Source organism: Variovorax sp. BGA-UO-ETr-C22 (assembly GCF_059567965.1).
The window spans coordinates 956,519-971,712 of record NZ_JCAQPA010000011.1 but is presented as its reverse complement, the minus strand read 5'-3'; the positions used below and the strand labels follow the sequence as shown (position 1 = coordinate 971,712).

Sequence of the window (15,194 nt, the reverse complement as noted above, 5' to 3'; positions counted from 1 at the left end):
GTAGGACTTCGGCTGACCCCTGTTGCCACGCAGCAACTGTTGCCAGTCCTGAGCAAGGCCGCGTCTGGCGGTACGATGCGCGGAATCGAATCGATCGACATTCCACCCCACTTCGCCTGCCGCAAAGGAGCCTCGATGGCCGGACCTTCCCCCACCTTGACGCGCGGCACCACCTCGCTGGACAAGACCCTGAAAAAGAGCGAACAGGTGGCCGCCGATGTGCAGCGCGCCTCGGACAACCTCGCCGTCGTGAGCACCGTGCTGGAACAGGAACTGCCGGACGAGGTCCAGGTCGGCGAGGTAGCGCAGGCCATCGAGCACACCAGCCAGCTCGAGGAAAAACTCGCCCAGTCGGCCGAGAAACTGGCTGAAGTGAATGCGGCGCTGAGCGAGGAAATCGAGAAGCGCCTCGAAGTGACCGCCGAGCGCGACGAGAGCCAGGCGCTGGCCGAACAGCTCAAGGCGCGCATCCGCACCCAGGCGACGTCGGACAAGCGCTGATCGCCGTTGTTTCCGCACGGTTTGCGTGCGTCGTTCTCCCTTCTCCTACGCGGAGACCGCTTGCGCCACGCTACGCTATTGGTTCACACATCAAAACCGCGGCATGGCCCTCATCACGTTCCTCGTCGAGGACAACAAGACCATCAGGGACAACCTGGTCCCGGCCCTCGAGGACCTCGTCAACGGCCATGTCGTCGGCTATGCCGAAACCGAATCGGGCGCCCTCGCCTGGCTCGCCGCCCACCCCGATGCCTGGCAGTTGCTCATCGTCGACCTGTTCCTCAAGGAAGGCTCCGGCCTGGGCGTGCTGTCGGGCTGCCGCGAACGCGGCCCGCACCAGCGCGTCGTGGTGCTGAGCAACTACGTCACCCCCGACATCCGCACGCGCTGCCAGGCCCTGGGCGCCGACGCGGTGTTCGACAAGTCGCGCGACCTGGACGCCTTCATCGAGTACTGCAACGCCGACCGCCCCTCGGGCCTGGCCGCGCTCTGAAGGCAACCCCGCGCAACGGCTGCGCGCACCCCTGAATGAAAAAAAGGGCCCGAGGGCCCTTTTGTCATGGAACGACCCGGTGAAGGGTCGTTGGCTGCAATGCGATCAGCGCACCACGGCGATCTGCGTGCGCACGCCACCCTTGTAGGTGAAGAGCGTCAGGGCGCCGTTCTTGATGTCGCCCTTTTCGTCGAAGGCGATCGGGCCGGTCACGCCCTTGTATTGCACCTTGCCGACTTCAGCCAGGTACTTTTCCGGGTCGGACGAGCCGGCCTTGGCCATGGCTTCGGCCAGCACGTTGACCGCGTCGTACACGTACGGTGCGTAGATCTGCACTTCGACGCCGTTCTTGGTCTTGAACTTGGCCTTGAAGTCTTCCAGCGGCTGCTTGAAGTCGCCGTCGACACCGCCGGCTTCGGCGCAGACCACCATGTCTTCACCAATGGCGTCGCCTGCCAGCTTCGGCAGTTCGCCGGTGCACAGGCCGTCGCCGCCCATGAACTTGACGTTCAGGCCGAGTTGCTTGACCTGCTTGAGCATCGGGCCGCCCACGGCGTCCATGCCGCCGAAGAACAGCACGTCGGGCTTGGCAGCCTTCAGCTTGGTCAGGATGGCGTTGAAGTCGGTCGACTTGTCGGTCGTGAACTCGTGGCCCACGATGGTCGCGCCGGCAGCCTTGGCAGCCTTCTCGAACTCTTCGGCAACGCCCTGGCCGTAGGCCGTGCGATCGTCGATCACGGCGATGTTCTTGCCCTTGAGCGTTTCGACGGCGTACTTGCCGAGCGTGCCGCCCAGCTGCGTGTCGTCGGCCACCACGCGGAACGTGGTCTTGAAGCCCTGGCGGGTGTACTTGGGGTTGGTGGCCGACGGCGAGACCTGCGGAATGCCGGCGTCGCTGTACAGCTTGGAAGCGGGGATCGTGGTGCCCGAGTTCAGGTGACCGACGATGCCGTTGACCTTTTCATCGACCAGCTTCTGGGCGACGGCGGTGCCTTGCTTCGGATCGCCAGCGTCGTCTTCGGGAACCAGCACGAACTTGGCAACCTTGTCGCCGATCTTGAAGCCCTTTGCATTCAGGTCTTCGATGGCCATCTTGGCACCGAGCTCGTTGTCCTTGCCGAGGTGGGCAATGGGACCGCTGGTCGGGCCGACGTGGCCGATCTTGACGACCAGGGCATCAGCAGGAGGCGCAGCAGGGGCCGGAGCCGCAGCCGTGGGTGCCGGTGCCGCCGGAGCAGCAGCTTCTTCCTTCTTGCCGCAAGCCACGAGCGTGAGTGCAGCCAGTGCGACCGCAGTCCATTTCAATTGCATGAGAACCTCCAGAACTTGGATGAAAAGATATAAAAACCGGTCGTTCGATCCGGGCGTTCAGACCTCGCAAGTTTCGCGCCGCAGACCAGCGGCACCCTCACGCCATTCCGACCTGCGGCGCAGTTTAGCCGAGGATTTATGCGCCGGAAGTTGGCGTAGACCCTGTGTTTTCCCCTGTGTTTTCACAGAGTTCAGCGGCCATGGATTCGATGACGAGCGCGCGCAGCACGGCCTCGATTTCGCCGCGCAGACGCGGCACCATTTCGTCGAGCTGATGCTGAACGGCAGCTGACACGGCGTCGCTCAATCGCTCCTCCAGCGACAGGTCGACGCGCTGCAGCACGCGGTGCAGCAATTGCTCTTCGAGGCTGACGATTTCGGCCGGCGTGAGCGACACCGACGGCGGCAAGGCCACGGCGCTTGCGGGGTCCGGCGACGGGGGCTGCGACACCGGTGCACCCGTGGGTCGCACCGTCTCGGCGACCGGCACGGGCTCGGCCGGAATCTCGAGCACGGTCGTCAGCGTCGGGACGAACCGGGGTGGCGTGCGCAGCGTGCTGGCCATCAGGAAGCGCTCCTTGCGAAATCGTGCGGCTGGATCGTGTAGCCCCGGTCGGCGTAGTGACGCCAGCGGGTGCGGCCGACCTGCCGGTCGTTCGCCTCGTCGCTCACGATGTCGATCATGCGTTCGAAACGCTCGAAGCCGGCCGGCACTTCGAGGCCCAGGTTGACCAGCATCTCGCGGTGCGGCAGCGAGGCCGCGTCCGAACCTTCGGCGCACAGGATGACGGGCGAGCGCGCCACCACATGGGCCGGCGCATCGGCGCGGCAGTGCGCGACGAAGTCAACCGGCGACAGCTGCCAGAGCGCGGCATCGACCGTGTCGAGCGCGCGCGCATCGCCCACCACCACCACGCGCAGGCCGCGTGTGTTCACGGCCTTGCGAACCAGCCGGCAAGCGTAGGTGAGCTTGTCGGGGGCGTTGTAGTGAAAGCCGATGTCGGTCACTGCGCGGACCGGGCCTTTCGGGCCGGCTTGGCCGGGGCCTTGGGCGAAGCAGCCTTCTTCATGGGCTTGGCGGCCTTGCCGGCCTTCGGTGCGGCGGCAGCGGCGTTGCTGCTGCCCGCGCGGTTCGTCAGGTACGACACCAGCAGGCCGACGGGCCGGCCGGTCGAGCCCTTGGCCGCCCCGCTCTTCCAGGCCGTGCCTGCGATGTCCAGGTGCGCCCAGGCGTAGTCGGCCGTGAAGCGCTGCAAAAACTTGGCCGCGGTGATCGCGCCGCCGGCACGCCCGGCGATGTTGGCCACGTCGGCGAAGTTGCTCTTGAGGCCTTCGGCGTAGTCGTCGTCCAGCGGCAGGCGCCAGCAGCGGTCCTGCGAGGCCTCGCCGGCCGATTCGAGCGCGGAGGCCAGCGACTCGTCGCTCGCGAACAGGCCGCTGCGCACGCCGCCCAAAGCCACCACGCAGGCGCCTGTGAGCGTCGCGATGTCGATCACGGCGGCGGGGTCGAAGCGCTTGGCGTATGTGAGCGCGTCGCACAGGATCAAACGGCCTTCGGCGTCGGTGTTCAGGATCTCGATGGTCTGCCCGCTCATGCTGGTGACCACGTCGCCGGGCTTGACGGCCTTGCCGTCGTTCATGTTCTCGCACGAAGGAATCAGGCCGACCACGTTGATCGCCGGCTGGATCGCGCCCAGCGCGCGGAAGGTGCCGAGCACACTGGCGGCACCGCACATGTCGAACTTCATCTCGTCCATCTCGGCCGCGGGCTTGAGCGAGACGCCGCCGGTGTCGAAGGTGATGCCCTTGCCCACGAGCACCACGGGGGCCTCATCCTTGGCGCCGCCCTGGTAGCGCAGCACGATGAAGCGCAGCGGTTCGGCCGAGCCCTGGGCCACGGCGGCGAACGCACCCATGCCGAGCTTGTCGACTTCCTTCGGGCCCAGCACTTCGCACTTGATGCGCGGCAGCTTCGCCAGCCCCTTGGCGGCTTCGGCCAGCAGCGTGGGCGTGGCGTGGTTGGCGGGACGGTTGCCCCACTCCTTGGCCAGCTCGATGCCGGCGACCGTGGCGCGGGCGTCGTCGAAGGCCTTGGCGACGGCGGGGCTGGCGGCCTCGGAGACGCCCAGCGTCAGGTGGCGAATGCTGCGCGGCTCGGCCTTCGACTTGGTCGTGGTGTAGACATAGCTGGCATCGGCCGCAGCCGTGACGGCGGCGGCCACCGCGGCGGCGTCGGCCGGCTGCGCGAAGACGATCACGACGCGCTTGGGGCCATTGGCCTTGGCGGCGGCAACCGCCGCGCTCACGGCGCTGCGCACCGAAGCGGCCTTGCCGTCGCCGATGGCGGCGAGCAGCACACGCGAGGGCACCACGGTCTCGGGGCGGTACAGCGCGAGCAGCTTGCCGGCCTTGTCGGGCAGGTCGCCGGCTTTGCGGGCGCTGGCGGCGAGCACGGAAACGGGGTCTTTGGCGGTGGGGAGAGCGCTGCCGACGAGCACGATGAGGAGGTCGGATTTCTCGGCGGCGGCCTGGGCGACGGTGAAGGTCTTGAGTTGAAAGTCCATAATCCTTTTTTTCCTCGAACGATGTTATTCCATTCTTCCCTACGCAAGGAGCTGTCGCGCAGCTTCGGAGCGACCCTCGTCGTCCTGGTCACCATCGTGATGACCATGATGCTCATCCGTACGCTCGGGCTGGCGTCCAAGGGCAGCGTGAACCCGCAGGAGGTCTTCCTCGTGATGGCGTACACGGTGCTCGGCTACATGCCGACCATCCTGAGCCTGAGCCTGTTCATCGCCATCGTCGGCACGCTCTCTCGCATGTACCGCGACAGCGAAATGGTGATCTGGTTCTCCAGCGGGCGCGGCCTGGCCGATTTCGTCCAGCCGCTGTTCCGCTTCGCCTGGCCGGTGCTGCTGCTCATCGCAGTCATGGCGCTGGTGGGCTGGCCCTGGGCCAACTCGCAGACCATCGGCATGCGCCAGCAGTACGAGCAGCGCAGCGACATCGAGCGCGTCACGCCGGGTGAGTTCCGCGAGTCCTCGGGCCGGCTGCGCGTGTTCTTCATCGACAAGGACACGCCCGACGGCGCCACCGCCACCAACGTGTTCATCTGGGCCGTCGAGCGTGGCCTGCAGATCACCACCTCGGCGCGCAGCGGCCGCATCGAGGACATCGACAACCACCGCTTCCTGCTGCTGAGCAACGGCCAGCGCCTGGAACGCCCGCTGTTCACCGAATCGGGCCTGAAGATCAGCGAGTTCAAGACCTACGGCACGCGCGCCGGCGGCAGCTCGAACGCCACCGGCGACAGCACGCCCACGCGCGCGCGCTCCACGCTCTCGCTGCTGCGCGACCGCAGCGATGCCAGCCTGGGCGAGCTGGGCTGGCGCTTCGGCATGCTGCTGGCCGCCATCAACTTCGTGCTGCTGGCGCTGACGGTGTCCAGCGTCAACCCGCGCGTGGGGCGCAGCGGCAACCTGGTGTTCGCGCTGTTCGCCTTCGTCGTCTACTACAACCTGCTGAACCTGGGCCAGAGCTGGATCAGCTCGGGCCGCTACGGCATGGGCTCCTTCATGCTGCTGCTGCATGGCGGCGTCTTCCTCTTCGCCACGGCCTGGCTCACGCTGCGCAACAACAACTGGTCGGCCCGGCGCCAGGCCCGCGCCAGCGCCGCCACGGCCGCCCTGCCGGCCGTACCGCCTTCCCGGATCGACCCGACCTCGTGAAAACCATCCGCCGACTGATCTACGTCGAGGCACTGAAGGCCGTGGCCTTCGTGACGCTCGGCTTCCTGAGCCTGTTCTTCTTCTTCGACTTCGTCGACGAGTTGCAGTCCGTGGGCAAGCCCGAAAGCCTGGCCTACGGCCCGGTGCAGGCGCTGATCTACGTGCTGCTGCTGGTACCCAGCCACCTGTACGAGCTGCTGCCGATCACGGTGCTGATCGGCTGCATCTTCGTGATGGCGCGCCTAGCGCAAAGCTCCGAGTACACCATCCTGCGCACCAGCGGCCTGGGCCCGTGGCGCGCGCTGCGCACGCTGCTGCTGCTGGGGCTGGGCTTCGTGGTGCTCACCTTTGCCATCGGCGACTACATCGCGCCGCTGTCGGGACGCACCGGGCAGCTGCTCAAGTCGCGCTACCAGGGCACCTACTCGCTGGTGGGCAACACCGGCGCCTGGCTGAAGGAAAAGCGCGGCGACACGTCGTACGCGGTCAATGTGCTGTCGATTTCGCGCGATGGCTCGCTGCAGAACACGCGCATCTTCGAGTTCGACGGCAACGGCTACGTGAGCAAGCAGCTCATGGCCAAGTCGGCCCGCATCCTCGACGAGAAGTGGGTGCTCTCCGAGGTCGAGCAGCAGGACTACGAAACCCGCACCGCCGACAAGGCCCGCATCACGACCACCCATGTCGAGAAGATGGACTGGCCCACTTCGCTCACCGCCGAAATGGTGTCGGTCGCGCTGCTGCGGCCCGACCGCATGAGCACCATCGACCTGTTCGACTACATCCGGCACCTGAACGCCAACGGCCAGACCGCGCAGCGCTACGAGATCGAGTTCTGGCGCAAGGTGTTCTATCCGCTGTCGTGCCTGGTGATGGTGGTGCTCGCCCTGCCCTTCGCCTACCTGCACTTCCGCCAGGCCGGCATCACGACCTACGTGTTCGGCGGCGTGATGATCGGCATCAGCTTCTTCCTGCTGAACAACGTGTTCGGCTACCTGGGCAACCTCAGCAACTGGTCGCCCTGGCTCACGGCGGCGGCGCCGGGGCTGATCTATTCGGTGCTGTCTCTCACAGCCTTCAGCTGGCTGGTCCTGAGGCGATGACCACGCAGGTGCCGGGCACGGTGCTGCTCGCGCACGGCTCGCGCGACGCGCGCTGGCGCGAGCCCATCGAGGCGGTCGCCGCCCGCATGCGCGAGGACGACCCCGCCGTGCGCGTGCTGTGTGCCTACATGGAACTGGCCGCGCCCGACCTGCCCACGGCCGCCGCTGCGCTGATTGCCGACGGCGCCACCGCGGTGCATGTGGTGCCGCTCTTCCTGGGCATGGGCAAGCACGCCCGCGAAGACCTGCCGCTGCAACTGGACGCCCTGCGCCTGCGCTGGCCCGACGTGGACTTCTCGCTGGCCCCGATCGTGGGCGAATCGCCCGAACTGGTCGCCTTGCTGGCCCGGATTGCCATCAAATCCTGAAGTCCCGGTCATTTTTATAGACTTCAAAGGCATAATGAATTCCGCAATCAGACGGAATTTGATATGAATCTGCACCAGTTCAAGTTTGTTCAGGAAGCCGTGCGGCGCAACCTGAACCTCACCGAGGCGGCCAAGGCGCTCCACACCTCGCAGCCCGGCGTCTCCAAGGCGATCATCGAACTCGAGGAAGAGCTCGGCGTCGAGATCTTCGCCCGCCACGGCAAGCGCCTGAAGCGCATCACCGAACCCGGCCAGCACGTCATCGCGAGCATCGAACTGATCATGCGCGAGGTGGGCAACCTCAAGCGCATCGGCGAACAGTTCAGCGCACAGGACAGCGGCACCCTCTCCATCGCCACCACCCACACCCAGGCGCGCTATGTGCTGCCGGTGCCCGTGGCCAACCTGCGCGAGGCTTACCCGAAAGTCAACGTGAGCCTGCACCAGGGCTCGCCCGACCAGGTGGCGCGCATGGTGATCGACGAGGTCGCCGAGATCGGCATCGCCACCGAATCGCTCGACGGCTATGCCGAGCTGGTCACGCTGCCCTGCTACGAGTGGCAGCACGTGCTGGTGCTGCCCAAGGACCACCCGCTGGCGGCCAAGGAGCGCGTGTCGCTCGAAGACCTCGCGAGCGAGCCGATCATCACGTACCACCCGTCGTTCACCGGCCGCACGCGCATCGACCATGCGTTTGCCCAGAAGAAGCTCACGCCGCGCATCGCGCTCGAAGCCATCGACTCCGACGTGATCAAGACCTACGTGCGCCTGGGCCTGGGCGTGGGCATCGTGGCCGAAATGGCGGTGCGCGACGAGTCGAACGCCGACCTCGTGGTGCGCCCGATGGGCCACGTGTTCGGCCAGAACATCGCGCGCGTCGCCTTCAAGCGCAGCGCCTACCTGCGCAACTTCGTCTTCAAGTTCGCCGAGCTGCTCTCCGACCGCCTCGACCGCAACCTGATCGCGAAGGCCCTGAGCGGCCACCAACAAGACTACGAACTCTGATCCTCCAGCCTTTCTCCCCGCGACGACCGACCATGAGCACCGCCACCCCTTCGTCTTCTCCCCGTACGCCCGAGATCACCACCAAGCTGCCGGCTGTCGGCACCACCATCTTCACCGTGATGTCCACGCTCGCGGCCGAGAAGAATGCCGTGAACCTCGGCCAGGGCTTCCCCGATTTCCACTGCGATCCGAAGCTGCTCGAAGACGTGACCGCCGCCATGGCGGCCGGCCACAACCAGTACCCGCCGATGCCGGGCATTCCGTCGCTGCGCGACGCCATCGCCGCCAAGATCGAGGCGCTCTACGGCCGCAGCTACAGCGCCGCGACCGAGATCACGGTCACGGCCGGCGCCACGCAGGCCATCATCACGGCCATCCTGGCCATCGTGCGCCCCGGCGACGAAGTGATCGTGCTGGAGCCCTGCTACGACAGCTACGTGCCCAACATCGACCTGGCCGGCGGCAAGGTCGTGCGCGTGCCGCTCGTGCCCGGCACCTTCCGCCCCGACTTCGACAAAATCGCCGCCGCGCTCACGCCGAAGACGCGCGCGATCATCATCAACACGCCGCACAACCCGAGCGCCACGGTCTGGACCGAGGCCGAGATGCGGCAGCTCGAAGACCTGCTCGCGCCCACCGACGTGTTCGTGATCAGCGACGAGGTCTACGAGCACATGGTGTTCGACGACGCGCGCCATGAAAGCGTGGCGCGCTTCCCCGGCCTGGCGGCGCGCAGCTTCATCGTCAGCAGCTTCGGCAAGACCTACCACGTCACCGGCTGGAAGGTCGGCTTCGTGGCCGCGCCCGCGCCGCTGATGGCCGAGTTCCGCAAGGTGCACCAGTTCAACGTGTTCACCGTGAACACGCCGATGCAGCACGCACTCGCGCAGTACATGGCGCGGCCCGAGCCCTACCTGGAGCTGCCGGCCTTCTACCAGCGCAAGCGCGACCTGTTCGCGGCCGGCCTGGCCGAGAAGACCCGCTTCAAGCTGCTGCGCAGCGAAGGCAGCTACTTCCAGTGCGTGGACATCTCGGCCGTGAGCGACCTGTCGGAGGCCGACTTCTGCCTCTGGCTCACGCGCGAGATCGGCGTGGCGGCGATCCCGCTGTCGGCCTTCTACGGCGACGGCTTCGACCAGCGCGTGGTGCGCTTCTGCTTCGCCAAGAAGGACGAGACGCTGCTCGCCGCGCTCGACCGCCTCGCGAAGCTCTGACGCCGGCGGCCGCTATCCAGGCACCGCGATGACGATGAACCGGCCGCGCTGGATCCTGCTGGCCCTGGCCCTCTCGTTCCTCGTGGTGGGCATCGCCGACGCGTTCCTGCCGCCGCTGCGCGGCAAGGACTACACCGCGCTGGACGTGGCGCATGTGTTCCTCATCTCGGCGCTGTGCTACACGTGGTGCCGGGCCGACGGCCTCGCGCGCGGCGTGCCCGCACCCGGCCGCTCGGCGCTGCTCGCGGGCATCTTTCCGCTGCTGGGCATCCCGGTCTATTTCTTCCGCACGCGCCCCTGGCGACGGGCGCTGCTGGCCACGCTGGGGGCCGCGGCCTTCCTGGTGTCGAGCCTCGTGCTGGCCGCGGTGGGCACCTTGTCGGCCGAGTGGATGCGCAACTGAAAGCCGCCCGAATGAACCCCACCCGCCTCATCACGCGCATCTTCACGCTGGTCGGCGCGCTCATGCTCCTCGGCGGCTGGCTGCTCTACCAGAACACCGCGAAGTTCATCGCATCGGCCGGCAAGGCGCAGGGCGAGGTGATCGCGCTGCAGTCCGCGGGAAGTTCGAGCCGCAGCAATGCGCCGACGTGGCGCCCGCTGGTGCGCTTCACCCTGCCGTCGGGCGCGATCGTCGAGTTCTCGCCCTCGAGCAGCAGCAACCCGCCGGCCTACGACAAGGGCGAAGTCGTGGGCGTGTTCTTCAACCCCGCGAACCCGCAGGACGCCCGGCTCGACGGCTTCTTCGACCTGTGGGGCGGTGCCGCCATCGTCGGCGGGCTGGGCGCCATCTTCCTGGCGGTGGGCGTGGCCATGCACTTCCTGCTGGCAGGCGCACCGGTAAAGCGCCGACGCCCGCGGTAGGACAGCCCTGACCGCGTCAGGGGCGGCTCTCCGGCGCTCGCGGCGCCCCGGGACGACGAGCATGGAGGCTCGTGACAACAACGTCCCAGGAGAAAAAACATGTCCCTCTCGTTCATTCTGCTGATCGTCCTGATCCTGCTGCTGATCGGCGCGCTGCCGAGCTGGGGTTACAGCCGGTCCTGGGGCTACGGGCCCAGCGGCGGCCTCGGGCTCGTGGTGCTGATCCTGGTGATCCTCGTGCTCATGGGCCGCATATAGCGCCCGCGCCATCATGAAAAAAGCCCGCGTCGACGCGGGCTTTTTTTTAAGCCTGAAGCTGCGCCCAGGCCTTGTCGAGCCGCTTCACGCTCACCGGCTGCGGCGTGCGCAGCTCCTGCGCGAAGAAGCTCACGCGCAGCTCTTCCAGCAGCCAGCGGAATTCGAGCATGCGCTCGTCCACCACGCCCTTGCGCTCGGCCACGAGGCGCCAGTAGCGCTGCTCCTGCGGCTTCAGCTCGGCCAGCTTGGCCGTGTCGCGCGCGGGGTCGGCGCGCAGCTTGTCCAGGCGCAGCACGATGGCCTTGAGGTAGCGCGCGAAGTGCTGCAGCTGCGTCCACGGCGCGTCGGCGATGAAGCGCTTGCCCACGAGCTTCTGCAGCTGCTGCGCCGCGTCCTGCACCGCCTCGGGCTGGACCTTCGTGTCCTTGATCTTGCGCGCGGCGGCCGCGTACTCCACGAGGATGACGCCCGCGAGCCGCGCCACCTCGTTGGCGATCAGCGTGAGCCGCCCGCGCCCTTCTTCGAGCCGCTTCTTGAAGGCGAACTCGTCGGTGGGCAACGGCTCCTGCAGGAAGGCGCGGTCGATCGCCACGTCGATGATCTGCGTGCGCAGTTCTTCCGACGTGCCCAGCGGCATGTAGGCGACCGACATCTTCTGCAGGTCGGGGATGTTCTTCTCGAGGTACTTCAGCGCGTCCTTCAGCTGCAGCGCGAACAGGCGGCGCAGGCCGGCGCGGTGCTTGGCAGCCGCCACTGCGGGCTCGTCGAACACCTCGATGGTCACGGCATCGCCCTCGTCGCGCAGCGCCGGGAAGCCGATGAGCGACTGCGAACCGCGCCGCACTTCCATCAGCTCGGGCAGCTCGCCGAAGGTCCAGCTCGTGTAGCGCTGGCCGGCGGGCAGCGTGGGTGCGACCTTCTCGGGCGCGGCGTTCTTCGCCGGGGCCTGACCCCCGTTCGCAGGCGTGGCCTTGGGCGCCGGCGACGCCTTCACGTTGAGCCCTGCGAGCGCCTGGAATGCACCGCGCGCCTGCGCGCCCAGCTCCGCCTTCAGCGCGCCGAGGTTGCGGCCCATGCCCAGCTGGCGGCCGTGTTCGTCGACGATGCGCAGGTTCATGAACAGGTGCGGCGCCAGCATGTCGAGCTTGAAGTCGGCGCGCTTCACGTCGATGCTCGTGAGGTCGCGCACGCGCTTGAGCAGCACGTCGGTGAGCGAGCCGGTGCCGAACAGTTCGGGCGCCGACAGCTCCTCCGCCAGCTTCGAGGCCGACTCGGGCAGCGGCACCAGCCGCGAGCGCGGGCGCTGCGGCAGGCTCTTGAGCAGCGCCTGAATCTTGTCCTTGAGCATGCCGGTCACCAGCCACTCGCAGCGCTCTTCGTTCACCTGGTTGAGCACGAACAGCGGCACGCTGACCGTGAGGCCGTCCTTCGCATCGCCCGGTTCGTGCAGGTAGCTCGCGGCGCAATCGACACCGCCCAGGCGCAGCGTGGGCGGGAACGACTGTGTCGTGATGCCGGCCGCCTGGTGGCGCATGAGCTCGTCGCGCGTGAGGTACAGCAGGCGCGGCTGGTCTTTCGAGGCGTGGCGGTACCAGTTCTCGAAGGTGATGCCGCTGGCCACGTCGGCCGGCAGCTGCGCGTCGTAGAAGGCGAAGATCAGTTCGTCGTCGACCAGCACGTCCTGCCGGCGCGCCTTGTGCTCCAGGCCTTCGACCTCGCGCACCAGCTTGCGGTTGGCCGTGAGGAAGGGGAACTTGCTTTCCCATTGCCCGCCGACCAGCGCTTCGCGGATGAAGATCTCGCGCGCCGAGACCGGATCGACCTTGGTGAAATCGACACGCCGCCCGCTGTAGACCACAAGGCCGTACAGCGTCGCGCGCTCCAGCGCCGAGACCTGCGCGCCCTTCTTTTCCCAGTGCGGGTCGAGCAGCTGCTTCTTCAGCAGGTGCCCCGCCACCTGTTCGAGCCACTGCGGCTCGATGTTGGCGATGCCGCGCCCGAACAGGCGCGTGGTCTCGACCAGTTCGGCCGCGACGATCCAGCGGCCGGGCTTCTTCTTCAGATGCGCGCCGGGGTGCTTGTAGAACTTGATGCCGCGCGCGCCCAGGTAGGCCTCGTCGTCCTCGAGCTTCCAGCCCACGTTGCCCAGCAGGCCCGCGAGCATCGACAGGTGCAGCGGCTCATAGCCGGCCGGCGTGGCGTTGATGCGCCACTTGTGCTCGGTGACCACCGTGAGCAGCTGCGAATGGATGTCGCGCCATTCGCGCACACGGCGGATGTTGATGAAATTCTGGCGCAGCAGCTGCTCGTACTGGCGGTTGCTGAGCTTGTGCGTGTCACCGTGGCCGCCGCGCGCGTCGGCGATCCATTTCCACAGGCGCAGGTAGCCGCTGAACTCGCTCTTTTCGTCGTCGAACTTCGAGTGCGCCTGGTCGGCCTGCTGCTGCGCGTCCATCGGGCGGTCGCGCACGTCCTGCACGCTGAGCGCCGAGGCGATGATGAGCACTTCTTCGAGCGCGCCGCGCGTGCGGGCTTCGAGAATCATGCGGCCCACGCGCGGATCGAGCGGCAGCTTGGCCAGCTCGGCGCCGGTGGCCGTGAGCTCGTTGGCGTCGTCGACCGCGCCCAGCTCGTTCAGCAACTGGTAGCCGTCGGCGATGGCGCGCGGCGATGGCGCTTCGAGGAACGGGAAACGCGCCACGTCGCCCAGTCGCAGCGACTTCATGCGCAGGATCACGCCCGCGAGCGACGAACGCAAAATTTCCGGATCGGTGAAGCGCGGGCGGCCCGCAAAGTCCTTCTCGTCGTACAGGCGGATGCAGATGCCGTTCGCCACGCGACCGCATCGGCCCGCGCGCTGGTTGGCCGCGGCCTGGCTGATCGGCTCGACCAGCAGCTGCTCGACCTTGCTGCGGAAGCTGTAGCGCTTGACGCGCGCCGTGCCGGTGTCGATCACGTAGCGGATGCCCGGCACGGTGAGCGAAGTCTCGGCCACGTTGGTGGCCAGCACGATGCGCCGGCCGTGGTGGCTCTCGAAGATGCGGTCCTGCTCGGGGCCCGAGAGCCGCGCGAACAGCGGCAGCACCTCGGCATTGCGGAACAGCGGCTGGTGGCTGACGTAGCGGCGCAGGTGGTCGGCCGCCTCGCGGATTTCACGTTCGCCGGGCAGGAAGATCAGGATGTCGCCGGCGTTGTGCGGATCGCGCCAGAGTTCGTCGACCGCGTCGGCGATGGCGTCGTTCAGGTCGTGCTCGCGCGACTCCTCGAACGGCCGGTAGCGCTGCTCGACCGGGAAGGTGCGGCCCGACACCATGATCGTCGGCGCCGGCCCTTTGGCCGAAGCGAAGTGCTGCGCGAAGCGGTCGGCATCGATCGTGGCCGAGGTGACGATCACCTTCAGGTCGGGCCGGCGCGGAAGAATTTCGCGCAGGTAACCCAAGAGAAAGTCGATGTTCAGCGAGCGCTCGTGGGCCTCGTCGATGATGAGCGTGTCGTAGGCCTTGAGCAGCGGATCGGTCTGCGTCTCGGCCAGCAGGATGCCGTCGGTCATCAGCTTCACCGATGCGTCGCGGCTCAGGCGGTCCTGAAAGCGCACCTTGAAGCCGACCACGTCGCCCAGTGGCGTCTTCAGCTCTTCGGCGATGCGCTTGGCGACCGAGCTGGCGGCGATGCGTCGCGGCTGCGTGTGGCCGATGAGGCGGCCCTTGCCGGGCTCCGCATTGAGCTTGCCGCGCCCGAGCGCCAGCGCGATCTTCGGCAGCTGCGTGGTCTTGCCCGAGCCCGTTTCGCCGCAGACGATCACGACCTGGTGCGCCGCAATGGCGGCCATGATCTCCTCGCGCCGGCCGGAGACCGGGAGCGATTCGGGAAACTCGATGCGCAGGGGGGCGGGAGGTGTGAGGGTCGTCAAGGCAAGGCAGTCGTCGGTCGTTGCGCGCGGCGGCAGGCGGGCAAACCGCCAATTATCGCGGGGCCCCGGCGCTGTTGCATGGCATCCACAGCGAGGCCGCATGCAGCAGGTGGCGCAGAAAATTTCGTAAAGACTCTTTACTCTACCGCATGCCGCCGCTACGATCGCGGCCATGACCTCCTTCCTTGCCCCCCTTTCGATGCGCATCCGCTGCGCAAGCCGCGTCCTTGCACGCGGCGGGGTCAAGGCGACCCGCCCGGCCTGACGAAGCCCGCGCGCCGGCTTCAGCTTCCTTCGCGGAACTGAACGCCCTGTGCTCGCGCTTCACGGACTGAAGCGCGCCAGCCTGACCCGCACAGCGCCTGCACCACCGCCCTCCCCGCATCTCGCGAGGACCAGCGGCCGCATTCCTGTTTCCGTGTCCCGAATCATTCGAAGA

At 67.4% G+C, this 15,194-nt stretch carries 15 protein-coding genes; 10 read left to right on the top strand and 5 right to left on the bottom strand.

Features of this window, described 5'->3' with window-relative positions; genetic code table 11:
* Positions 1–135 precede the first annotated feature (135 nt).
* On the top strand, positions 136–501 hold the full coding sequence (locus AC57B8_RS24610; protein WP_070060782.1) for a hypothetical protein: 366 nt from the start codon (positions 136–138) through the stop codon (positions 499–501).
* 103 nt (positions 502–604) lie between these two features.
* Positions 605–994, top strand: coding sequence for a response regulator (locus tag AC57B8_RS24605; protein ID WP_062470237.1), 390 nt, complete (start codon positions 605–607; stop codon positions 992–994).
* 105 nt (positions 995–1,099) lie between these two features.
* Here the strand turns inward: AC57B8_RS24605 and AC57B8_RS24600 are convergent, their stop codons facing one another.
* From AC57B8_RS24600 to AC57B8_RS24585, 4 genes are all read right to left on the bottom strand, one after another.
* Positions 1,100–2,305, bottom strand: coding sequence for a branched-chain amino acid ABC transporter substrate-binding protein (locus AC57B8_RS24600; RefSeq protein ID WP_062470234.1), 1,206 nt, complete (start codon positions 2,303–2,305; stop codon positions 1,100–1,102).
* Positions 2,306–2,441: 136 nt separating this feature from the next.
* Positions 2,442–2,870, bottom strand: a complete 429-nt coding sequence (locus AC57B8_RS24595; RefSeq protein ID WP_307635760.1) for a hypothetical protein — start codon at positions 2,868–2,870, stop codon at positions 2,442–2,444.
* Positions 2,870–3,313 (bottom strand): DNA polymerase III subunit chi, encoded by a 444-nt coding sequence (locus AC57B8_RS24590; protein ID WP_095948627.1) that lies wholly within the window; start codon positions 3,311–3,313, stop codon positions 2,870–2,872. Before AC57B8_RS24590 ends, AC57B8_RS24595 begins: the two co-directional genes overlap by 1 nt.
* Positions 3,310–4,869, bottom strand: coding sequence for a leucyl aminopeptidase (locus AC57B8_RS24585; protein WP_496481033.1), 1,560 nt, complete (start codon positions 4,867–4,869; stop codon positions 3,310–3,312). Before AC57B8_RS24585 ends, AC57B8_RS24590 begins: the two co-directional genes overlap by 4 nt.
* Positions 4,870–4,890: 21 nt before the next feature.
* On the opposite strand from AC57B8_RS24585, the gene lptF reads away from it, so the two are divergent.
* The 8 genes from lptF (at position 4,891) to AC57B8_RS24545 (ending at position 10,845) form a co-directional block, all read left to right on the top strand.
* Complete coding sequence (gene lptF / locus AC57B8_RS24580) at positions 4,891–6,033, top strand: LPS export ABC transporter permease LptF (RefSeq protein ID WP_496481032.1); 1,143 nt, start codon at positions 4,891–4,893, stop codon at positions 6,031–6,033.
* Positions 6,030–7,136, top strand: coding sequence for an LPS export ABC transporter permease LptG (lptG, locus tag AC57B8_RS24575; protein WP_062470221.1), 1,107 nt, complete (start codon positions 6,030–6,032; stop codon positions 7,134–7,136). Before lptF ends, lptG begins: the two co-directional genes overlap by 4 nt.
* On the top strand, positions 7,133–7,504 hold the full coding sequence (locus AC57B8_RS24570; RefSeq protein WP_496481031.1) for a sirohydrochlorin chelatase: 372 nt from the start codon (positions 7,133–7,135) through the stop codon (positions 7,502–7,504). Before lptG ends, AC57B8_RS24570 begins: the two co-directional genes overlap by 4 nt.
* A gap of 63 nt (positions 7,505–7,567) precedes the next feature.
* Positions 7,568–8,509: a CysB family HTH-type transcriptional regulator gene (locus AC57B8_RS24565; RefSeq protein WP_496481030.1), complete on the top strand. Its 942-nt coding sequence runs from the start codon at positions 7,568–7,570 to the stop codon at positions 8,507–8,509.
* Between the two features lie 32 nt (positions 8,510–8,541).
* Positions 8,542–9,723, top strand: coding sequence for a pyridoxal phosphate-dependent aminotransferase (locus AC57B8_RS24560; protein WP_095745413.1), 1,182 nt, complete (start codon positions 8,542–8,544; stop codon positions 9,721–9,723).
* A gap of 28 nt (positions 9,724–9,751) precedes the next feature.
* Positions 9,752–10,126 (top strand): rard protein, encoded by a 375-nt coding sequence (locus AC57B8_RS24555; protein WP_496481029.1) that lies wholly within the window; start codon positions 9,752–9,754, stop codon positions 10,124–10,126.
* Positions 10,127–10,137: 11 nt separating this feature from the next.
* Positions 10,138–10,587 (top strand): DUF3592 domain-containing protein, encoded by a 450-nt coding sequence (locus tag AC57B8_RS24550; protein WP_496481028.1) that lies wholly within the window; start codon positions 10,138–10,140, stop codon positions 10,585–10,587.
* Positions 10,588–10,686: 99 nt separating this feature from the next.
* On the top strand, positions 10,687–10,845 hold the full coding sequence (locus AC57B8_RS24545) for a DUF3309 family protein (protein ID WP_070060790.1): 159 nt from the start codon (positions 10,687–10,689) through the stop codon (positions 10,843–10,845).
* Between the two features lie 46 nt (positions 10,846–10,891).
* Here AC57B8_RS24545 and hrpA read toward each other — a convergent pair whose 3' ends face one another.
* Complete coding sequence (gene hrpA / locus AC57B8_RS24540; protein WP_496481027.1) at positions 10,892–14,857, bottom strand: ATP-dependent RNA helicase HrpA; 3,966 nt, start codon at positions 14,855–14,857, stop codon at positions 10,892–10,894.
* Positions 14,858–15,194 lie beyond the last annotated feature (337 nt).